This window comes from Pseudomonas sp. PDM03 (assembly GCF_014852385.1).
GTDB lineage: Bacteria > Pseudomonadota > Gammaproteobacteria > Pseudomonadales > Pseudomonadaceae > Aquipseudomonas > Aquipseudomonas migulae.
Genome location: NZ_JACVBM010000028.1, coordinates 17019 through 38069 on the forward strand (window position 1 = coordinate 17019; position 21051 = coordinate 38069).

General features: G+C 59.9%; 20 protein-coding genes. 14 read left to right on the forward strand and 6 right to left on the reverse strand.

The window, feature by feature from the left end:
- Nucleotides 1-107 precede the first annotated feature (107 nt).
- The 10 genes from IB254_RS26995 to IB254_RS27040 all read left to right on the forward strand — a co-directional run bounded on the left by IB254_RS26995 (nucleotide 108) and on the right by IB254_RS27040 (nucleotide 9382).
- Nucleotides 108-1208, forward strand: a complete 1101-nt coding sequence (locus tag IB254_RS26995; protein WP_192420432.1) for a hypothetical protein — start codon at nucleotides 108-110, stop codon at nucleotides 1206-1208.
- Between the two features lie 42 nt (nucleotides 1209-1250).
- A complete protein-coding gene (locus IB254_RS27000) occupies nucleotides 1251-2531 on the forward strand; it encodes a biotin carboxylase (RefSeq protein WP_192420434.1) in 1281 nt (426 codons plus the stop codon).
- 49 nt (nucleotides 2532-2580) lie between these two features.
- Nucleotides 2581-3078 (forward strand): RidA family protein, encoded by a 498-nt coding sequence (locus tag IB254_RS27005; protein WP_008025407.1) that lies wholly within the window; start codon nucleotides 2581-2583, stop codon nucleotides 3076-3078.
- 82 nt (nucleotides 3079-3160) lie between these two features.
- Nucleotides 3161-3628 (forward strand): cupin domain-containing protein, encoded by a 468-nt coding sequence (locus IB254_RS27010; protein ID WP_192420436.1) that lies wholly within the window; start codon nucleotides 3161-3163, stop codon nucleotides 3626-3628.
- A gap of 206 nt (nucleotides 3629-3834) precedes the next feature.
- Nucleotides 3835-4482, forward strand: a complete 648-nt coding sequence (gene yfcF / locus IB254_RS27015; protein WP_192420498.1) for a glutathione transferase — start codon at nucleotides 3835-3837, stop codon at nucleotides 4480-4482.
- Nucleotides 4483-4523: 41 nt separating this feature from the next.
- The gene (locus IB254_RS27020) at nucleotides 4524-5864 is read left to right on the forward strand and encodes a KamA family radical SAM protein (RefSeq protein ID WP_192420438.1); all 1341 of its coding nucleotides are present in this window, start codon (nucleotides 4524-4526) and stop codon (nucleotides 5862-5864) included.
- A 24-nt stretch (nucleotides 5865-5888) separates the two neighbouring features.
- Entirely contained in the window at nucleotides 5889-6761 is an 873-nt protein-coding gene (locus tag IB254_RS27025) for a branched-chain amino acid aminotransferase (RefSeq protein WP_008045173.1), read from the forward strand.
- A 21-nt stretch (nucleotides 6762-6782) separates the two neighbouring features.
- Nucleotides 6783-7541 carry a TauD/TfdA family dioxygenase gene (locus IB254_RS27030; RefSeq protein WP_192420440.1) on the forward strand — a complete coding sequence of 253 codons (759 nt, stop codon included), beginning with the start codon at nucleotides 6783-6785 and terminating at the stop codon, nucleotides 7539-7541.
- Between the two features lie 67 nt (nucleotides 7542-7608).
- The gene (locus IB254_RS27035) at nucleotides 7609-8568 is read left to right on the forward strand and encodes a diiron oxygenase (RefSeq protein ID WP_192420442.1); all 960 of its coding nucleotides are present in this window, start codon (nucleotides 7609-7611) and stop codon (nucleotides 8566-8568) included.
- Between the two features lie 13 nt (nucleotides 8569-8581).
- A complete protein-coding gene (locus IB254_RS27040) occupies nucleotides 8582-9382 on the forward strand; it encodes an N-acyl homoserine lactonase family protein (protein WP_192420444.1) in 801 nt (266 codons plus the stop codon).
- Between the two features lie 94 nt (nucleotides 9383-9476).
- Here the strand turns inward: IB254_RS27040 and IB254_RS27045 are convergent, their stop codons facing one another.
- The 4 genes from IB254_RS27045 to IB254_RS27060 all read right to left on the reverse strand — a co-directional run bounded on the left by IB254_RS27045 (nucleotide 9477) and on the right by IB254_RS27060 (nucleotide 14309).
- Nucleotides 9477-10907 (reverse strand): PLP-dependent aminotransferase family protein, encoded by a 1431-nt coding sequence (locus IB254_RS27045; protein ID WP_192420446.1) that lies wholly within the window; start codon nucleotides 10905-10907, stop codon nucleotides 9477-9479.
- 221 nt (nucleotides 10908-11128) lie between these two features.
- A complete protein-coding gene (locus IB254_RS27050) occupies nucleotides 11129-11824 on the reverse strand; it encodes a hypothetical protein (protein ID WP_192420448.1) in 696 nt (231 codons plus the stop codon).
- 254 nt (nucleotides 11825-12078) lie between these two features.
- Entirely contained in the window at nucleotides 12079-13596 is a 1518-nt protein-coding gene (locus tag IB254_RS27055; protein WP_192420450.1) for a sensor histidine kinase, read from the reverse strand.
- Complete coding sequence (locus tag IB254_RS27060) at nucleotides 13593-14309, reverse strand: response regulator transcription factor (protein ID WP_008025429.1); 717 nt, start codon at nucleotides 14307-14309, stop codon at nucleotides 13593-13595. Before IB254_RS27060 ends, IB254_RS27055 begins: the two co-directional genes overlap by 4 nt.
- A gap of 150 nt (nucleotides 14310-14459) precedes the next feature.
- Between IB254_RS27060 and msrB the strand changes: the two genes are divergently transcribed.
- From msrB to msrA, 3 genes are read left to right on the forward strand one after another with little or no spacing between them, the layout of a single operon-like run.
- Nucleotides 14460-14978 (forward strand): peptide-methionine (R)-S-oxide reductase MsrB, encoded by a 519-nt coding sequence (gene msrB, locus IB254_RS27065; RefSeq protein WP_192420452.1) that lies wholly within the window; start codon nucleotides 14460-14462, stop codon nucleotides 14976-14978.
- A 34-nt stretch (nucleotides 14979-15012) separates the two neighbouring features.
- Nucleotides 15013-16788 carry a cytochrome c biogenesis protein DipZ gene (locus IB254_RS27070; RefSeq protein ID WP_192420454.1) on the forward strand — a complete coding sequence of 592 codons (1776 nt, stop codon included), beginning with the start codon at nucleotides 15013-15015 and terminating at the stop codon, nucleotides 16786-16788.
- Nucleotides 16789-16819: 31 nt separating this feature from the next.
- The gene (msrA, locus tag IB254_RS27075; protein ID WP_008025433.1) at nucleotides 16820-17527 is read left to right on the forward strand and encodes a peptide-methionine (S)-S-oxide reductase MsrA; all 708 of its coding nucleotides are present in this window, start codon (nucleotides 16820-16822) and stop codon (nucleotides 17525-17527) included.
- A 16-nt stretch (nucleotides 17528-17543) separates the two neighbouring features.
- Here msrA and IB254_RS27080 read toward each other — a convergent pair whose 3' ends face one another.
- Both IB254_RS27080 and IB254_RS27085 read right to left on the reverse strand, forming a co-directional pair.
- Entirely contained in the window at nucleotides 17544-18557 is a 1014-nt protein-coding gene (locus tag IB254_RS27080; protein WP_192420456.1) for a sensor domain-containing diguanylate cyclase, read from the reverse strand.
- Nucleotides 18558-18622: 65 nt separating this feature from the next.
- Nucleotides 18623-19528, reverse strand: a complete 906-nt coding sequence (locus IB254_RS27085; RefSeq protein WP_008025440.1) for a LysR family transcriptional regulator — start codon at nucleotides 19526-19528, stop codon at nucleotides 18623-18625.
- Between the two features lie 102 nt (nucleotides 19529-19630).
- Here IB254_RS27085 and IB254_RS27090 point away from each other — a divergent pair, with 102 nt between their 5' ends.
- Nucleotides 19631-20806 (forward strand): aspartate aminotransferase family protein, encoded by a 1176-nt coding sequence (locus IB254_RS27090; protein ID WP_192420458.1) that lies wholly within the window; start codon nucleotides 19631-19633, stop codon nucleotides 20804-20806.
- The last annotated feature ends 245 nt before the right edge of the window (nucleotides 20807-21051 follow it).

Genomic DNA, 21051 nt, shown 5'->3' on the forward strand with positions numbered 1-21051 from the left:
CGAACTTGCTCTGATGAAAACAAGCGACTCTCTCTACCATCACCTTACAGACTTTCCTGATTGTTCGCGCTGAACGCCTGAACAATCGCTGGTTCCAGAGGTGTTGCATGAGTGTTCAAACAACGGTCGCCGTCGCTAAACCGGTGATCAATATTCGCCTGTTCACGATCCGGATCATCACCGCGGTGTCGCTGTTTGCCGTGCTGGGCAAGGCCAACGTCTGGCTCGACACCGCCACCAACAGCATCCTCGCCCTCGGTTATCGGGCGTTGCTGTTGCTGCTGCCGCTGACGTTATTGGTGCTTGGCCGCCGCTCCCTGAGCGTCACGTTGTTGTGCGCCGCCCTCGGGCTGGTGTTGCTGGCGGTCACCAGCAACCAGGGCATGGTGATGTTCGCCGCCGCGTTGTTCGCCTACGGCATCGCGATTGCCGGTTACCTGATCAAGAGCGAAGCCGCCCAGACCAAGGAGGGCGCGGCCTACAACCGCGTCGCCATGAACATGGGCAGTCTGGTGGCGGGGCTGATCCTGCTCTCGCCGCTGCTGACCCCGACCCTGTTTTTCCTCGGCGCGGCAGGTTTCGTCCTGCTGTGCCTGCCCATCGCCATGGGTGCGACCTTCACCACCCAACCGGTGGTTGCAAGCCCGGTCAGCCATGACGGCAGCGGCTGGCGCAACAAACTGCCGTGGGTGATCGCCGGCATCATCATGGGCATCAAGCTGTTTGGCGTGTTCTCGATTCTGCCCCAGGCGATCCTGCTCGAAACCGGCGAACTGCCGGCCTGGTATGGCCTGATGCTGATCCTCAACAGCGCGGTGGTGGTCTTCGCCCAGGTGCCGGTGATGAAACTGATCGAGCGCACCGGGCGCTTCAAAGTGGTCGCTGTCATCGGGATCATCATCGGCGGCTTCGCGGTGCTCTCGTCGCCGGGCGCATTCCACGTCGAAACCCTCGTGGGCGCGTTGATCTGGGTCGCGCTGCTGTCCATCGCCGAGTGTGCGTTCAGCTACCTCGATTACTTCTCCGTCAAACAAAACAACATGTTCGTCAAGGAAGTGTCCCTGGGCGTCGGTGCCGGCCTGACGGTGCTGATCATGCGGGTCATGCCGCCGCCCTATAGCGCCCTGGTACTGGCTGCCATCGGCGCGGGAGGCATCCTCGCCTGGTACTGGCTCAACCGTAGATCCAACGCGTCGCTGCACGACTGAGTCACCGCGTTTGCGTTTTTTACTCCACAGGTCGGAGGCTTCATGAATACGACGTCATGCGTAGTGGTGGTCGGGTACAACGGCAATCGGGTTCACGACATCCAGAAACTGCGCGAACTCTGCAAAACGCTCTACAACGCCCGGTTGATCCTGCTGGTCGAGAAGATTCAGCCCGATGACGACCAAGTGGCCGATCACGTCTGCAGCACGTCCCTGGCGCCGGAAGACGTCACCGAATCCCTGGAGCTGGTGGCGGGTTGCTTGAGTGCCGATCACTGGAAACTGATCGGCGTGCTGCCGTTTTCCGACCGTGGCGTGCTGCTCGGCGCGGCGCTGGCGAGTCATTACGGCTTGCCCGGCATCACCCCGGCCGAGGCGCGTGCGGGGTTGGATAAACAAATCTTTCGCAAGCTGGAAGCGGCGGCCGAGCAGTCGCCGGAAGATTATCGCCCGGTGTTTTCCGTGCGCATCGAAAGCCTTGCCGAGCTGCGTCAGCGGGTCGTCGAACTGGGCGGCAAAGCCTTCATCAAACCGGCCTGCGAAGGCGCAAGCAGGGGCTGCCGGGTCATCCATCATCCGTCCGAATGCGACGAGGCGTGGCAGGCACTCAAGCCGTATCGCGAGGGCGGTATCGTCCTTGAAGAACTGATCCAGAACGCCCGGGAATACAGCTGGGATTACGTCGCGGGCAGCACGTGGGTCACGGAGAAAACCACCACCGACGGCGCCTATCGCGCGGAAATCCAGCAAGTGGTGCCGGCACCGCTGGCGGCAGACGTGCAAGCCAGACTGGCGGCTGCCGGTCGGCACATGTCCGGCTTGGTCTCGCAGGCTAACGGCGCGTACCACAACGAGGTGTTCCTGCGCAGCGACGGCCTGACGTCGGCGGTGGAAACCAACATGCGCCCCGGCGGCATGCACATCTGGGACCTGGCCCGACTGGCGTTCGTCGATTTCGATCCGTGGGAGCGCTGGGTCAGGTGGGCGGTGGAAGGCAAGACCGACCCGCGCGATCCCGTCGCCCGGGGCTATTGCGGCATCCGTCTAGTCCGGGCGCCGGCCGGCGGACTGCTGCGCTACGTGCCGGACATCGAGTCCCTGGCCCGGGACCTGAACATCGACCTGGTAGAAGCCGTTTACACCAAGCGCCTCAGTGATTCGGTCACCGCACTGGTGAAGGACAACACTTCGTTTATCGGCCACATCGTGTTGTTCAGCGAAGACTACGCACAGCTCAGCGACAACCTGCTGCGCCTGGCAGACGCGATCGAATCACGTGTCGAGGTCACTTGCCTGGCGGCCCCGGCGAGAGCCGCGGGTTGAGTCTCCCGGACCTGCGTTTTGGTATTTTTGAGTTGAGAGGATTGTTTCAATGATCGAGCAAAAAATGACCTGTGATGAGCGCTTTATAGCCCTGGCGAAAGAGCTGGACTATGACATCTACGGCGAAAACACCGCGGGTGGTCATTACGCGCCGCTGATTCGGCATCACGATGAGCTCTATCTCAGTGGCCTGGTGCCGCGCATGACCGGCGAAATCCGCTACCCCGGCAGAGTGGGGCTGGAGCTCAGCCTGGCCGATGCACAAGCGGCCGCCAGTATCAGCGCCATGCGCGGGCTGGCCTTGATCGTTGATGCCATCGGCTCGCTGGACAAAATAAAGTCGCTGATACGTATCACGGTTTACGTGAAGTCCACGGCGGACTTTGTTGACCTCAGCGAAGTTGCCAACGGTGCATCGGATGTCTTCAGTCATGTGCTGGGCGATGCGGGCAAACATACTCGAACCACTGTCGGCGTTTATCAGTTGCCGAAAAATGCCGCCGTAGAAGTTGACATGATTGTGGCGCTTCGGCCTTCGGTTTTGTGAGTGTTAGTGCGCCGACTTTACAGTGATCAATTGTTCGCCTAGTGTCTGGTCACTTAAGTCGCTCATTACTCGGTGTTTACGGATGAATAACATTCAAGGTGGTTTTTTTTCATATAAGGACTTTCGCCAGAGTTTGACCCGTCCACCGGTGAGTGCACGGGTGTGGAAGGGCGATGAACTTACCCATATGCGCCAGAGCCTTGCCGCCAGCGAGGTCGATATCGTCGCGCTGGCTCACCATGACAGCAGCGAAGGTTGCAAGTTGACGCCAGGGATGGCGGTGTCGATGCAATGGTTGAACCCCGGCACCGAACTGAACGGTCATGCTCATTCGTGGTGGCACCTTTTCATCATTCAGTCCGGCAGCGGCACCTTGACCCTGGGCGATGCCGATGCAGTGAACATCAGCCCCGGCGACGTGTTGCTGGTACCGGCCTGGACCCGGCACGGCTTCGTCAACACCAGCGCCACTGAGCCGCTGGCCATGCTGAACATGAGCAACATGCCCCAGATGGCGTTGCTGTCCAATGCTGCAGACGCCACGGTCTGACACGCTCAATCTTCCCGTTTTTCCCACCAGGGAGTCCGCATGCGCAGACTCCCTTTTTCATTTCTGCTACCCCGGCAGGCCATGGCTGTTTTGACTTTCTGTATCCGTAGAAACAGATAATTTCTGTATCTGTTCAGCACCTGGCCAACTAACTACGATCGATTCCAATGCAACGGATTATTGTGGTTAGTGCAAGGGAGCGTTCTATGGATAGTACGAAGCTGAAACTGTATGTTGGCGCAGATTTTGTCAGTGCTTTTGCAATGTCGGCATTTGTCGCGCTGAAAGAAAAGCAACTTTCATTTGAACTTGTTAAGGTTGATTTAAAGGCGCGTGATAACTACCTGGCGAGTTATCGTGATGTATCGCTGACCTGCAAGATTCCCACGCTGGTTCATGATGGTTTTGCACTGTCTGAATCTTCGGCCATTGCCGAATACCTGGAAGAAATAGCGCCGGGGCATAAAAAACTGTTCCCGCTCGACATCAAACAGCGCGCTCGCGCCCGTCAGCTCCAGGCCTGGCTGCGCAGTGATTTGTTGGTGATTCGCAAAGAGCGCCCGGCGGACCTCATTTACTTCGGCAAGAAAGAAACCCCGTTGTCGGACGAAGCCCTGGCCGCTGTCGCAAGGCTGTTCTTCGTCGCGGATCGGTTGCTGGAGGAGGGGGCCGATCACCTGTTCGGTGACTGGAGCATTGCCGACACCGACCTGGCAATCATGCTCAATCGACTGCTCGCCAATGGCGACCGCGTTCCTCAGCGGCTCGCGGCCTATGTGCGTCGGCAGTGGGATCGCGACAGCGTTCGGGCATGGATGGACATAGAGCGCGCAGCGCCGGCCATTCGCTCTTGAATTATTAAGGCCAACGCCAGGCAATCACCAGGAGCGCTGCCATGCAGGGACCGTCGGAGCTGGAAAGATACAAACCCTACAACTCACGCACCATTCGCGACACGCCGTACTGGCAGAAACTGACGCCAGCGTTGCAGGAAGCCATGACCGTGGTGGCCCGGGTCATGCCGTTTCGCACCAATGAATATGTGCTGGGCACGTTGATCGACTGGAACAACATTCCGGACGATCCGATTTTTCGCATGACCTTTCCCCACAAGGACATGCTGCTACCGGAGGAATACGCGTCGCTCAAGCAACTGATCGAACGGGATGACGCCGTCGCCATCAAGCGACGGATCGAGGCGATCTGGTTGCGCATGAACCCGCATCCGGCCGGGCAGCTGACGCACAACGGCGCGACCCTCGACGGAAAAGTCCTGCCGGGCATTCAGCACAAGTACCGCGAGACCGTGCTGTTTTTCCCCGGTGCCGGTCAGACGTGTCACGCCTACTGCACGTTCTGTTTTCGCTGGGCGCAGTTCATCGGCGAAGAAGAGCTCAAGTTCAACGCGCGTGAGTCCCAGGAGCTGGTGAATTACTTGCGGGTGCACACTGAGGTGACAGATGTGCTGATCACCGGTGGCGATCCGATGATCATGAACACCCGTTCGCTGGCCGGTTACATCGAGCCGCTGCTGGCGTTGCCACACCTCAAAAGCATCCGCATCGGCACCAAGTCCGTGGCGTATTGGCCACAGCGGTTTGTCAGCGACAAAGATGCGCCGGAGCTGCTGGATCTGTTCAAGCGCATCGTTGCGGCCGGGAAAAACCTGTCGGTCATGGGGCACTACAACCATCCGGTCGAGATTCGTCAGGACATTGCCCGGCAGGCTGTCGAACGCATTCGTTCCACCGGCGCGACGTTGCGCATGCAGGCGCCGGTGATCCGCCACATCAACGAGAACCCCGGCGATTGGGCCGAATTGTGGACTGAAGGCGTGCGGCTGGGAGCGGTGCCTTATTACATGTTTGTCGAGCGCGATACCGGGCCCAGCCACTACTTCGCGATGCCGCTGGCACGGGCGTTCGAGATCTTCCAGGCGGCTTACCGCACGGTGTCCGGGCTGGCGCGCACCGTGCGTGGGCCGTCCATGAGCACCTTCTACGGCAAGGTATTGATCAACGGCATCGAGACCGTGGCCGAGGAAAAAGTCTTCGTGCTGCAGTTTCTCCAGGCTCGGGACCCGCAATGGGTATTGCGCACGTTTTATGCGCGCTTTGATCCGAACGCGACCTGGTTCGATGAGTTGCGGCCAGCGTTTGGCGAACGTGCGTTCTTCTTTCAGCCAGAGCCTGCGGCAGTGCCCGAATTGATACCGGTCCTGCTCGAAACGGCGTAGGACGATTCATCAGGAGATAAGGATATGAGCAGTATTCCGTTTGATCAGCGAGAAGGTTTTATCTGGCTCGACGGCGAGTTCGTCGAGTGGTCCCAGGCGCGACTGCATGTGCTGAGTCACGGCCTGCATTACGCGAGTACGGTGTACGAAGGGGAGCGCGTCTACAACGGCAAGATCTTCAAGCTGCGCGAACACAGCGAGCGGCTGTATCGCTCGGCACAGTTGATGGATTTCGCGATTCCCTATGAGCTGGCCGAACTGGAAGCGGCCAGTCATGAACTGCTGCAACGCAACAACGTCGTGGACGGCTATCTGCGGCCGGTGGCGTGGCGCGGTAGTGAAATGATCTCGACCTCGGCTCGTTTCAACCGCGTGCATGTGGCGATCGCCTGCTGGCAATGGCCGAGTTACTTCGACCCGGCGGGGCACATGGGCGGCATTCGCTTGAAGACCGCGCAGTGGCGGCGTCCGCCGCCAAGCAGCAGCCCGTTCGAAGCCAAGGCGTCCGGGCATTACCAGATCGCCACGCTCAGCAAGCACGATGCGGAAAACAACGGTTTTCACGACGCGTTGATGCTCGACTGGCGCGGCCACGTCGCCGAAGCCACCAGCGCCAACGTGTTCTTCGTCAAGGACCGGACGCTGCATACGCCGCTGCCCGATTGCTTCCTCAATGGGATCACCCGCCAGACCGTTATCGAATTGGCCGGTGCGCTGGATTACCAGGTGGTCGAGCGCACCATTCTTCCTACGGAGCTTGGCGACTTCGATGAGTGTTTTCTGACGGGCACCGCCGCCGAAATCACCCCCGTGCAGAGCATCGACGAGCAGCGCTACCGTCCAGGCAACGCCTGCCGCGAATTCATTGCCGCTTACACCTCAACCGTTAACGCCTGATAAACCGCCAGGAACACCACCATGTCAGATCAAGGGATTGTTGCGTCTAAACCTTACGTTTCACTGGGCCACCGCCAGGACGAATTGTCGTCCCGCGGCTGGACGGTACTGACCCCGGCCGAATTTGCCTACGATGTCGTCGGCACATTGCAGGCGTTCGGTCAGATCATTCCGCAATTCAACGGGCAGACGGCCTTCGCCATTACCCGCAAACCGGGGTACGAAGCGTTGCCGTACTCCCAGAGCATGAACGGCATCGGTCCGCACACCGAAGCGCCGGTCTACGGCCCACCGCCGCGTTATCTGGCGTTGCATTGTCATCATCAGGCCACGTGCGGTGGCGGGCATACCGGGTTGGTCGACGGAATCGAGTTCCTGGCATTCCTCGAACGCACGGAGCCTGAGTTGCGCGAATGGATCGACGACACACCCGTGGAGTTCGTGGCCACCGCCAAACCGGGTGAAGTGGCGCAAACGCGGGTCAGGGAATACATCCTGACGCCTACAGAGGACGGGGACATTTTCCGCTTCAGCTACAACCAGTTTCACTATGGCGATGTGAACCCTTCCGAGGAGGATCTGCAGCAATCGAAGGTGACGAACAGCTCATCGCCACTGGCCAGGTTCGCGATGCTCGGCGAGGAATACTTCATCCAGCACAACACACCGGTGCTGATTCCCGACGACTGCATGCTGATTTGGGACAACTGGCGAATGATCCACGCCCGCAGTCGATACACTGACCCCGCGCGAAACCTGACCCGCTACTGGCTGGCCTGATTCATCCGTCGCCCACAATTCCATCGGCGTACCCCTCGGCGGGTACGCGTCTTACAGGTATCGCGTCATGCAAACAGCAATCGAGATCGCCAAGGTCGATCATCAACTGGTCGTGCGGCTCAATCAGGCCTGGACCAAAAGGGCCACGGTGTGCGCACCGGACAAGGCCTCGGTCAGCGAAACGTTCGACCCGGCGCGCCCGGATTACCCGGAGTGCATGGTGCCGTTTTTCCATCACCCGAAATTCCAGGCCCTGAGCGACGAGCTCAAAAGCACCGTGGTGACCTGGGGCTGGATCGGCTACAACCTGCGCACGGTCACGGCCGAAGAGCACGTGGTGAACCCGGCGCTGAGCGTCATTGCCAATCAATACCTGGGCAAAAACGACTGGCATTTTCGCGAAGCGATGCAGCAGACGTTGATCGACGAGCACTACCACACGCTCATGCATCTGCGGGCCATCGAACGGACCAAAGAGGACCGAGCGCTTGATCAGGATCTGGACCTGCCGCCGTCGGTGACCTATCTGCGTCTTGCCGCGCTGCGTGAGGAATTGCCCGAGCAGTGGCAGCGCGATCTGGCGGCGATCACCTTCGCGGTAGTGGCCGAGATCAGCGTCAACGCTTACCTGGATCTGCTGGCCGACGATCAAACCATTCAGCCGCAAAACCGTCGCGTGGCAGAACTGCACAACCGCGACGAATATGCCCACAGCAAGATTCTCGCGGAAGTGGCGAAGGTCATGTACGCCAACATGCAGCCGCCTCAACGGGCATTTTTCGCACAGACGTTGTCGGTGGCGCTGAGTGCCTTTGTCGCTCAGGACTACTCGATGTGGGAGGCGATTCTGACGCAGCTCGGCGTCGAGGACGCTGCACTGATCATTGCCGACACCCGGGAGAGCAACAAGAACGCCACGATCATGCGCGACTACAGCGGCCTGCATCGTCTGGCGCAGGATCTGGGGATTAGCGACGAGATCGATTTCGACTTCCGTCCGACCCTAAAAACCGCTGCAGTGGCCTGATCGGGAGGTGAATATGTCCGTTCCTGTGTACGAAGTGTTCGCCATCCGAGTCGGCGCCAATGCCCAGCGCACTGCCCGGGAGAACTTTCTTTACGACGCCTGCTGCGGTGATCCGAATGCGTCGATGCCGCTGGATTACTACTTCTGGGTCATTCGTAATGAGCAGCAGGTGATCGTGGTCGACACGTGCTTTCAACCCGCGACAGCGGATCGGCGCAACCGTCAGATGTATCGCCTGCCGGAAGAATCCCTACGTCAACTGGACATCGATCCGGCGCAGGTCGAGAACCTGATCCTCACCCATTTGCACTGGGACCACGCCGGCAATCTGGGGTTGTTTCCGAAAGCCACGGTGCATTTGCAGGAAGCGGAACTGCGCTTCTGCACCGGTCCGAAAATGGCCCATCGCACGGTGAACAAAACCTACGAGGTCGAGGATGTGATGTCGGCGCTGCCACCGTTGTTTGAGGGACGCATGCGTTTGCATAGCGGCACGGTCGAGGTGGTTCCCGGCGTGACGCTGCACCCGGTGGGCGGCCATACGCCGGGTAGCCAGGTGGTGCGGGTGAACACCGCACGAGGGTGGATTGTTCTGGCGTCGGATGCGGCGCATTTGTGGGCGAACATTCGTCAGCGCAGTCCGTTTCCGATCATTGATGATCTGGCTCAGACGCTGGAAGCGTTTATCGAAATCGACCGTTTGGCCGATGGCGAAGACCACGTCATTCCCGGCCATGACCCGTTGATCGCCGAGCGCTTCCCGCATTGGAACGATGACCCGCACATCATCTGCCTGCACGCCAATCCCTTGTAGGAGCCGGCTTGCTGGCGATAGCGGTGTATCAGGCGACATCGATGTTGACTGATCCGCCGCCATCGCCAGCAAGCTGGCTCCTACAGGGTACGTGTCAGCTTTGGTTTTTGAGGAGTTGGCCGAGGGTCGCCAGCGCTTCATCAATCTTCGGCGAATACGGCGCCCCACAACCGATCCGCACGAAGTGACTGAAGCGCTGGGCATTGGAAAAGATATCCCCAGGCAAAATCTGGATGCCCACCTTCAACGCCGCATGAAAAAACGCCATGGACGCCTGTTCAGGCGGCAGTTCCACCCACAACAACGTACCGCCCTGTGGATGGGTGATGCGGGTGCCCGGTGGAAAATAGCGAGTGATCGCCGCACTCATCTGCTGGCGCTGCTGTGTCAGCGTTTTCCTCAAGCGGCGCAGGTAACGTTCGTAGGACGGCGTCTTCATGAACGCACTGACCGCCAGTTGCGACAACACTTCACAGCCTCGGGACTGCGTGTGTTTGAGCATTTCCACGCGGTCGTGCCACTGCCCGGCGCTGATCCAGCCCAGGCGTATGCCCGGCGCCAGCGTTTTGTTCAGCGACGCGCAGTAGATGACGTTATCGGTGCGGTCCCAGTGTTTGAGCGTGGATAACGGCTGCTCGGTGTCCACCAGGTCGCCGTAGGTATCGTCTTCGATCAGCACGGTGCCGTGCTCGGCACACAATTGCACCAGCCGCGCCTTGTGGGTGTCGGGCATGATACTGCCGAGCGGATTCTGCAGATTGGGAATGACGATCAGCGCCCGAATCTGTTCAGGGCCTTGCAACAGCTGTTCGAGCGCGAACAGATTGATGCCCGAATGGGCCGTTGCCGGGACTTCGAGCACTCGCAAGTTCAAACTTTCGAGAATTTGCAGCAGGCCGTAAAAGGTCGGGGATTCCACGGCCACGGTGTCGCCGGGATGGGTCACCGCACGCAAGGCCAGGTTGATCGCTTCGGTCGCGCCGTTGGTGATCACCATTTTCTCGGCGCTCAGGTTGGCCTTTGCCGTCAACGCTCGTCGGGCAAGGATGTTGCGCAACTCGATGTTGCCGCAGGTCGGGCCTGTCGCACCCAGCAGTTTCTGATCCTGACGCAATGCCTTGCTCATATGGTCTTGCAGAATCTTCAACGGATAGAGTTCCGGCGCGCAGTAGGCGCTGGCGAAATTGACCTTGACCGTCGCGCGTTGGCTGGCCTTGAGCACCGATGACACTTGCTCGTGAATACCGAGATAAACCTCGGTATCAAGGGGCGCAGGCGTTGTGGTCACGACCGGTTTGGGCAAGGTGTCCGGCTGGCGAATGTAGTTGCCGGAGCGCGGGCGGGCTTCCAGGACGCCATAGTCCTCAAGCTCTCGGCACACCTGCACCGCGGTCGACAGGCTGACGGCGTGTTTTTCCATCATCAGCCGAATGGAGGGGAAGCGTTCCCCGGTTTTCAAGGTGCCGCTGCGGATCGCGTCGAGGTAGTGGTTGGCTAACTGACGGTACAAGGGGGTCGGGTGCATGATGACCTCAGCAATCGCACCACTGAGGTCTTGGGCTGGAAAGAAAGTTGACGTTCCCCGCAGGCGGACCCGTGGTGCTCAAGGGTTAAGGGAAGTTTTTTTCTGGCGTCGATACACAGAGAGTAATCGCGCTTTTGCCGGAATCGCGGGCAATAAAAAGCCCCGCTCTAGGGCGGGGCTTTTAGGTCAGTGGCGCTTGAGGCGCTGCTGAGCGGGAAGTGTTACTGCGCGGCGATGCTGTAGCCATCGAACGCGGTTTGCTGCTGAAGCGCGGTGATGATGTTTTTGCGGTTAACGGCGTGTTCGGTTCCGCTACTGTCCAGGAACGATTCGCTTTCCAGCTCTGCTTCATCGCCTTCGCCGACAAAGGTAAAGCCAAGGAACTCCAGGGCCTCACGGTCAACGTTCAGGCGCGAGCGCGGAGTGCGCAACGGCAGCGTGACGCTGATGCCGTCCTTGCTGATGGTGAACACTTCGACATCTTTCTTGGCACGGGCCGTTTTGCTCTTGCCACTGGTTGGGTTGCTGATGGCCTGATGCGTCTGGTTCAGTACTTTCAGGGCCAGACCGTAGACGATTTCCTGAAACGCAGGATCGTCCTTGAAGCTGGAAAGGATCCGGCTGATCGAGAATTTGCTGCTCAGGTCTTCAAGGGCCGCGATATCGGCCGCCTCGGCGTCCTTGAGTTCGCCCATCAATTCATAGGCTTTATCGTCGTCGAAGCGGTCGTGGGCCTGGCGAATCGCGGCGCGCAGCTCGCGGATCTGGTCGCTTTCCCGGGTGGACTGGAAAGCGTCCAGCACCATCTCGGCGATGGTCTTGGCCTGGGGGACGTGCTGTGAAAGATTGATGGAGTTTTCGTATTCCGCTTTGGACGACAAGGTGACTACGGATTCAGCGGTATTGGAATCGGACATTGAAATTTCACTACTTCTTTAACTTGAATTGGGGCGAAAAAGCACAGGGCTTTTTCAGGCCGCCTAATCTATTGGACCTGCGCGGCGTTGTCACGGGTGAACAGGCGAGCGGGCAAAAGAACTGGATACCACCACCTTGTAGGAGCCGGCTTGCTGGCGATGGCGGCTCCTACAGGATGGCGTGCTTCAGGGAGCGGAACGTTTGATAAAACCGGAATGAGCGTCCGCAGAACAAACCGCTCGAAAACCAGCGACTATTTCCCCGGTGAGTTCAGGTTCATCGACCGCACCGCCCATTGCTCTGCGGTTTGCTGATCAACCGGCAATGTGAAGCGGAACGTTGCACCGCGGCCGGGCACATCGATCAACTGGATATCACGACCGTGCAGTTGCAGGATCCGATGCACGATTCGCAGCCCGAGTCCGCCATCGCGCCGTGCCCCGCCAATGTTGAACGGGCGCAGGAACAACCCTTCGCGCAGTTCTGGCGCGATGCCGGGCCCGGTGTCGCTGACGGTGACTTCGACGAAAGACCCTTGAGGGCGCAGGCTCAGTTCGACTTCCCCACCTTGGGCGGTGTGGCGCAGAGCATTGTCGAACAGATTGGTGAGCACCCGTTCAATCAGCCCCAGATCGGCGCAGGCGGCTGCAACGTTGGGGGCAAAGTTGGCTTTCAGTTCGACCTGACGCGCCTCGGCGGTCAGTTCGAACTTCTGGAAGATGTCCTGCACCAGGTCGGTCAGGGAGAAGCGCTCCAGCACCGGTTGCACAAAACCGTGTTCCAGGCGCACCAGCTCCAGCAGCGATTGCGCCAGACCGCCGACTTTGCGGCTTTGGTCCAGAGCGATGCCGAGGTAGCGGCGGCGGTCGGCGGGGGACAACGTGGCGTCCTTGAGCGACAGGGTTTCCAGATAACCGTGCAGGGAGGCCAGCGGCGTGCGCAAGTCGTGGGAAATGTTCGCCACCAGTTCGCGGCGTTCCTGATCCTGGCGGGTCAACGAACGCCATTGTTCACTGAGGCGTGCCTGCATCTGGCGGAAGGTGGCGTCGAGAATGGCAATTTCATCGTGGCTGGCGGTTTTTCCCACCGGCGCTGATTCAGGAGGCGTGGCCGGGACGCCATCGATGTCGAACTGGCTGACGGTTTCGGTCAGTCGGCGCAAAGGTCGGGTAATCAGCGCAAATGCGGTAAGACCGGCAATCAGACACAGCAGTGCGACTAACCCGATCGATAACAAGGCGGTATTGAGTGCCGCACTGGTGGCGCCGCGTTCAGCCAGGCGATCGTGGTCCTCACCGAGCAGCACCACATAGAGATAACCGGCCGGCTTGCCGTCAACTTTCAGCGGCGCGGCGCTGAAGACCTTGCGCGCATCGGCGCTGCGCGGGTCGTCGCCGAGAATCGGCAGGGCATCGCCTTTGAGCAGGCGCTGGATCGGCGCGAGGTCGATCTGCTGTCGATGAATCCGGCCCTCGGGCGCGGCGCTGCCGACTATCTTACCTTCGGTGTCGAGCAGATAGACCTCGACACTGGGATTGACCAGCATCAGTTTGCTGAACAAGTCACGCACGGCATTGGGCATCAGGCCCTGGGTGTCCATCAGCACGGTGTCACGGGCAATGTGCTGGGCCAGATCCCGCGACAGCCCTTGCACCACTTCCTGCTCATGCATCTGGTTGGAGCGCACCTGCATCCATGCCGAGGTGCCGCAGCACACCAACAACAGCACGGCGAACACCAGCGACAGCCGCTGGGTGAGGGTCAGCCTCATGGCTGTTCCTCCCTGGCCGCGAATTTGTAGCCACGGCCCCACACCGTGAGGATGCGCACCGGTTGTGCCGGGTCGGCCTCGATTTTCGCGCGCAGGCGGTTGATGTGGGTATTGACCGTGTGCTCGTAGCCTTCATGGCTGTAACCCCACACCGCATTGAGCAGGTCCATGCGCGAGAACACCTTGCCGGGCTGGCGGGCGAAGAAATACAACAGGTCGAACTCCCGTGGCGTGAGATCGAGGCGGCGACCGTCAAGGGACACATCGCGGGTGATCGGGTCGATGGCGAGCCCGTCCGTGATCAGGCTGCCGGCGTCCATTTTCAGGTTGCGGGCCATGGCGTCGACCCGCCGCAACAGCGCTTTGACCCGAGCGACCAGCTCAAGCATGGAAAAGGGTTTGGCCAGGTAATCGTCGGCACCGAGTTCCAGCCCCAGAATCCGGTGCACTTCACTTGAGCGCGCGCTGGTGATGATGATCGGTGTGTAGCGTGCCATGGCGCGGGCGCGCCGGCAGATTTCCAGGCCATCGACGCCCGGCAGCATCAGGTCGAGGATCAGTGCATCCCAGCTTCCTTGCTGCAGCATTCGCATGCCTTCATCGCCATCGGCGCAGTGCACCACCTCGAACTGCTCATCACGAAGATGCAGGCAGATAAGGTCGGCGATATGCAGGTCGTCCTCGACCACGAGGACGCGTTTGGTCGGTTCCATCAAGCTCAATCCTTCGGCGCAATGAGCGCATTGTGCGGGTTTTCCGGGGCCAGAGTTATCACGAATTGTTTAACTTCCCGTGAGGATTTGGCGATCAACCCAAGCCTAGGCTGTGTTCCATGAAAGGCACTTTGGATTTTGGAGACGGCCATGTTTTCACGGCGACAATTTCTTGTAGCGAGCGGCGGGCTGGGGGTTGCAGCCCTGGCGATCGGTGTATTGCCAAAATTTGCGGCCAGCTCTGCGCTGGTCAGCGAGGCCAGCGCGGCGGAGGTTTTCGAGGTGACGCACACTGACAGCGAATGGCGTGCCCTGCTCAGTGACGAGCAGTACGAAATCCTGCGGGAAGAGGGCACTGAACGGGCTTATAGCAGTGTGCTGAACAATGAGCATCGTGATGGAACCTTTGCCTGTGCCGGTTGCGATCTTCCGCTGTTTTCCTCTGCCACCAAGTTCGACAGCCACACCGGCTGGCCGAGTTTCTGGGCACCGCTGGACAAGGCGGTGGCGACCCGTCAGGACCGGTCCTTTGGAGTGTTGCGCGAAGAGGTTCACTGCCGGCGTTGCGGCGGTCATCTCGGCCATGTCTTCGACGATGGGCCCAAACCTACCGGTCTGCGCTACTGCATGAACGGTCTGGCGATGACCTTCAAGCCACAGGCGGCTTGATTCCTTTTTCTCTCATTTCCTGCAGGTCGACGCTATGTGGCTTCTGATCCTCGCTTATCTCGGTGGTGTGCTGACGATCGTCAGCCCGTGCATTCTGCCGGTGTTGCCGTTTGTCTTCGCTCGCACCGGTCAGCCGTTCATGAAGAGCAGCCTGCCGCTGCTGGCGGGCATGGCGCTGACCTTCGCGCTGGTCGCTTCATTGGCGGCAGTGGGCGGCGGTTGGGTGGTGCAACTCAATCAGTATGGACGCTGGCTCGCGCTGGTGTTTGTCGCCCTGTTCGGGCTGACGCTGTTGCTGCCGCAGTTGGCCGAACGCTTGACGCGCCCATTGGTGGCGGCTGGCAGTCGGTTGTCGGAGGCGGCGGGCGCCGATGCCCGGCCGCGTCCCGGCGCTTCGTTTTTGATCGGTGTTGCCACGGGGCTGCTCTGGGCGCCGTGTGCCGGGCCAATTCTGGGCCTGTTGTTAACCGGCGCCGCGCTGCAAGGGGCAAGCATCGCCACCACCCTGTTGCTGCTGGCCTACGCCGCCGGTGCCGCCACTTCCCTTGCGGTTGCGTTGCTGCTGGGCGGTAAGGTTTTCGCCGCAATGAAGCGTTCCATCGGTGCTGGCGAGTGGGTCCGTCGAGGTTTGGGCGCGGCCATGCTGGCCGGTGTGGCGGCGATTGCGCTGGGGCTTGATACCGGGATTCTGGCGCGGTTTTCCACCGCATCTACCGGTGGTATCGAGCAGGCGCTGGTGGGCCGTTTGGCCGGTAAGACACCGAACGGCAGCGGGGCGATGATGGCGAGGGCCCCGGTTGCTGATGGTGCGATGAGCGTGGCTGACAGAGCGCCGGGCACACTGCCCATCGAAGGCAAGCTGCCACCGCTGGATGGCGCCGTGCAATGGCTTAACTCGCCACCACTCGATGCCCAGGCGTTGAAGGGCAAGGTAGTACTGGTGGATTTCTGGACTTATTCCTGCATCAACTGCCTGCGCAGCTTGCCCTATGTAAAAGCCTGGGCTGAAAAATACCGCGATCAGGGGTTGGTGGTGATCGGCGTCCATGCGCCCGAGTTCGCCTTCGAGCGCAACGTAGACAACGTCACCAAAGCCATGAAGGACCTGGGTATCAACTACCCGGTGGCCATCGATAACGAATTCAAGATCTGGCGAGCTTTCAACAATGAGTATTGGCCGGCCCACTATTTTGCCGACGCCCAGGGGCGCATTCGTTATCACCACTTTGGTGAAGGCGAGTACGCCGAGTCGGAGCGGGTGATCCAGCAATTGCTGCGAGAAGCGGGTGCCGCCAAGGTGGATGACGGGTTGATCAATGCCAATGCCGAGGGTGTTCAACTCGCGCCGGACATGAACGAAGTGCAGTCGCCGGAAACCTATGTCGGCTACCAGCGCTCGGAGCATTTCGTCCCCGAAACCAGTCTGGTTCCCGACAAGTTGACGACCTACAACCCTCCGTCGCAACTGGCCCTGAATGACTGGGGTCTGGGTGGTCAGTGGACTGTCGGTCCGGAGCGGGCCACTTCAAGCGCGCCCGCCAGTCGCATTGTCTATCGCTTCCACGCACGTGATTTGCATCTGGTACTGGGCCCCGGTGCAGACGGCAGACCGGTGCGCTTCAAAGTGCTGATTGACGGAAAAGCCCCCGGTGATGCCCACGGTACGGACGTGGCGCCCGATGGCAGCGGTAGCGTCACCGAACAACGTTTGTATCAACTGGTGCGCCAGTCCGGCGCAGTAACGGATCGGACGTTCAGCATCGAATTTCTCGATCCGGGTGTCTCGGCGTATGCCTTTACGTTCGGTTGATCGCCACTTCACTGATTCAGGAGTCAGCCTAATGAAAACCCTGTTCACCTTGCGTCGCACCCTGTTGGGACTGGCCGCCGCTGGCGTCATCGGCCAATGCTCTGCGTTCTCTTTCGGTTCCGCCGAAGACGCGGTCATCATCCCCGCACCCACCCTCGACGAAATCACCCAGGCCCACAGCGAAACCGCCGTGTTCGCGGGCGGTTGCTTCTGGGGCGTCCAAGGTGTGTTTCAGCATGTCAAAGGCGTGAAGAAAGCCGTCTCCGGTTACGCGGGCGGGGCGGCCGACACCGCTCAATACGAGCGGGTCAGCGGCGGCAATACCGGTCACGCGGAATCGGTCGAGGTGACCTTCGACCCCACTCAGGTCAGCTACGGCACCTTGTTGCAGATCTACTTCTCGGTGGCTCACAACCCGACCGAACTCAATCGTCAGGGACCTGACCACGGCACGCAGTATCGCTCGGCGATTTTTCCGGAAAACAGCGAGCAGCAACGTGTTGCCCAGGCCTACATTGCCCAGCTCGACGCTGCGAAATCGTTCAACAAACCGATCGTCACCAAGCTCGAAACCTATAACGGTTTCTACCCGGCGGAAGAGGAACATCAGGACTTTCTGACAGAACACCCCACCTATCCGTACATCGTTATCAACGATCTACCGAAAGTGGCGCAGTTGAAGAAGTTGTTTCCGGAGCGGTATCAAGAGAAACCGGTGTTGGTGAAGGCGGGGATGTGAGGGGCGAGAAAAACGTTCACCCCGAAATCACATTCTTGCCCGCCACTTTCGACCGATACAACGCTTGATCAGCCCTGGCCAGCAGCCCGGTCTGTTGTTCTTCTTCAAAGCGTTGTACGACGCCAAAACTCATGGTGACTTGAAAGTCTCCCACTGGCAGCAAACTGGCGACGCTATGGCGGATTGTCTCCGCGAGGTTTCTGGCGTCGGCCAACGGGGTATCGGGAAGAATGATGATGAACTCGTCACCGCCCCAGCGCGCCAGCAAATCGCCGTCGCGTACGCAATGTTTCACGCTCTGGACTACCTGCACCAACGCGGCATCCCCCAAGGCATGGCCGTAGTGATCGTTGATGTTCTTGAAGTCGTCGATGTCCATGGCAATCAGCGACAGCGGCTGTCGGAAGCGCTGGGCGCGATCACATGCCTGAGGAAGGTCCTTGCTCAGGCGATGGCGATTGGCGATTGTGGTCAGTGCGTCGGTTTCCGCCAGTTTGCGGTTTTCTTCGAGCTGAATCTGCAGTTGCTGGTTGACCCTGGATAGCTCTCTAGTGCGTTCTTCGACGATGGCTTCGAGGGATTTGTTCTTTCGTTCAAGCTCTTCGAACAGACGCTTCTTGTCTTCAATGCTGCGGTGCGCACCGACCATGCGCGCCACCGAACCGTCGGCGTTGCGGGCGAGCACGTAGCCGCGGTCTTCGACCCAGGTATAGCTACCATCCTGCATGCGGCAGCGGTACTCGGCCTGATAGCCGAGAGCCTGTTGGCTCAGGTAGGCGTCAAACAGGGCCATGACCCGTGGGTAATCCTCAGGATGCATCACCGATTCCCAAGTGAATACCGTGTTGTCGAGGGAATGAGGCGCATAGCCGAGCATTTTGTACCAGCCGGGGTTGCGGTAAACGAACCCGGTATTGGCGTTCCAGTCCCAGATGCCATCACTGACCAGTTCCAGAATGGTGTGCAGCATGTCTTCGTTCAAATCCGACAGATTGAACTTCAACGCTTCAATATCCGAGGCCCCATCCATCACTGCTCTCCCTGACCAAAGCGACCCGCCAGTCGAGGAGATTAGTCGATGGTGCATTCAACCGCCTAGTGCTTGCCCCACATCGCCATGGCGAAGTCGACGAAACGGCGTAATTTTGGCAAGCGGTAGCGATCCTGAGCGTACATCAGGCTCATTGGCCGGCTCGGCGGCGGGTAATTGGGCATCAAGGCCACCAGTGTTCCGTCCTTGAGGTCTTGTTCTACCAAGGCGTCGGGTAACAGCACGATGCCCATGCCGGTGCGTGCCGCCTGATGCAAACCGGCGGAGCTGTTGATCAGCATCGGTCCACTGACCGCCACCGCTACCTCGCCTTCGGCCCCGCTCAGACGCCATTCCTTTTCCACCGATTGCCAGTCATCACCGGCCGGGTAGGCGAAGGACAGGCAGTCGTGGTGTCGCAGGTCATCAGGTTTTTCCGGGTTGCCGCGACGCGCCAGGTAGATCGGCGATGCGCACATGGTCAGGGTGTAGTCCACGAGTGGACGGGCGATCAGGTTGGTCTGTTCCATGTTGCCCAGGCGAAATGCCACGTCGATGCCGTTTTCAAGCAGGTCCGGGCGGCGGTTGGTGAGGACAACGTCCAGCTTGACGCGTGGGCACAGCAGGGCGAATTCGCTGAGCGCCGGTGCCAGTTTTTCCGTGCCGAAGGTTAACGGTGCGGTAATGCGCAGGGTGCCGCTCGGCTCGTCGAGGGCCTGCTCGGCGAGGCGTTCGGATTCGGCCACCAGTCCCAGCACTTCCAGGCAGCGTTGATAGTACGCGGTGCCAAATTCCGTCAACCGCTGGCGCCGGGTCGTACGGTTGAGCAAGCGCACACCCAGACGCTGCTCCAGTGCCCGCAGGTGATTGCCCACCATGGTGGTGGACATTTCGCACTGAAAAGCGGCGGCGGTCATGCTGCCGGATTCCACCACCCTTACGTACACGGTCATTGCCTGGAACAAATCCATTATCAAGCCCGACTTTAAAATGATTGAAGTATTGCAGCGTTTATCCAGCTCAGGTGGCTAACCATACTGCAAAAACACCGACCATTGATGGAGTTTGATGTCATGACCGCCGCCTGCCTGATGAGTACTTACCAACCGCTGGCACTGAGTTTCAGTAAAGGCCTGGGCACACGCCTGTGGGATCAGGCCGGTCGTGAATACCTGGACGCGGTGGCGGGCGTGGCGGTGACCAACGTTGGGCACTCTCATCCTAAAATCGTCTCGGCGATCAGCGAACAGGCCGGTCTGCTGCTGCACACCTCCAACCTCTACAGCATCGACTGGCAACAGCGGCTGGCGCAGAAACTGACGCGGCTGGCGGACATGGAGCGGGCGTTCTTCAATAACTCCGGTGCCGAAGCCAACGAGACTGCGCTGAAACTGGCGCGGCTGCATGGCTGGCACAGAGGCATCGAACAACCCTTGGTGGTCGTCATGGAAAACGCGTTCCATGGCCGGACACTCGGCACCCTGTCCGCCAGCGATGGCCCGGCCGTGCGCCTGGGGTTCAATGAACTGCCGGGTGATTTCGTCAAAGTGCCGTTCGGCGATCTCAAGGCGCTGGACAAGGTCCAGCAGGCCCACGGCGCAAGAATCGTGGCAATCCTGATGGAGCCGATCCAGGGTGAAAGCGGCGTGCAACTGGCCCCGCCCGGTTACCTCAAGGCCGTGCGCGACCTGTGCAACCGGCGTGGCTGGCTGATGATGCTCGATGAAATCCAGACCGGCATCGGTCGCACCGGCCAGTGGTTTGCGTTCCAGCACGAAGCCATCGTTCCGGACGTCATGACGTTGGCCAAAGGCCTCGGTAACGGCGTCCCCATCGGCGCCTGCCTGGCCCGGGGCAAAGCCGCCGACCTCTTCACCCCCGGCAGCCACGGCAGCACGTTCGGCGGTAATCCACTGGCCTGCCGCGTGGGTTGCACCGTGCTGGACATCATCGAAGAACAGGGCCTGCTGGAAAACGCCAAAATACAGGGCGAACGCTTGCTCGCGAGATTGCGCAACGAGTTGGCCGATGACCCGAACGTGCTGGCGATTCGCGGCCAGGGTTTGATGATCGGCATCGAACTCAAGCAACCGATCCGCGACCTGACCCTGATCGCCGCCCGGGATCACGCCTTGCTGATCAACGTGACACGGGGCAAGACCATCCGCCTGCTGCCACCGCTGACGATTGATGAGCGCGAGGTGGAGATGATTGTCAGAGGGGTTGGTCGGGCGGTGAAAGTGAACTGACCTATTGAGTGCCGATTCAAACCTGTCGGAGCTGCCCGGCTTGCGGTAGCTCCAACAGGATCGGCGTCCCCGTTTCTGGAACTGGCGTAGCGGTTTTGATGTTCGCTGATCGCAAACTCGTGATTGATCTGAGCAAGCGTTTCGCGTTGGCTTTCGAGTTCAAAAGATAGGTGGTTTCATCGTCTGCATCGGCGTCGGCCGAAACGTTCCCCACATAGTGTTTGCGAGATTCCTGGATGGTTCGC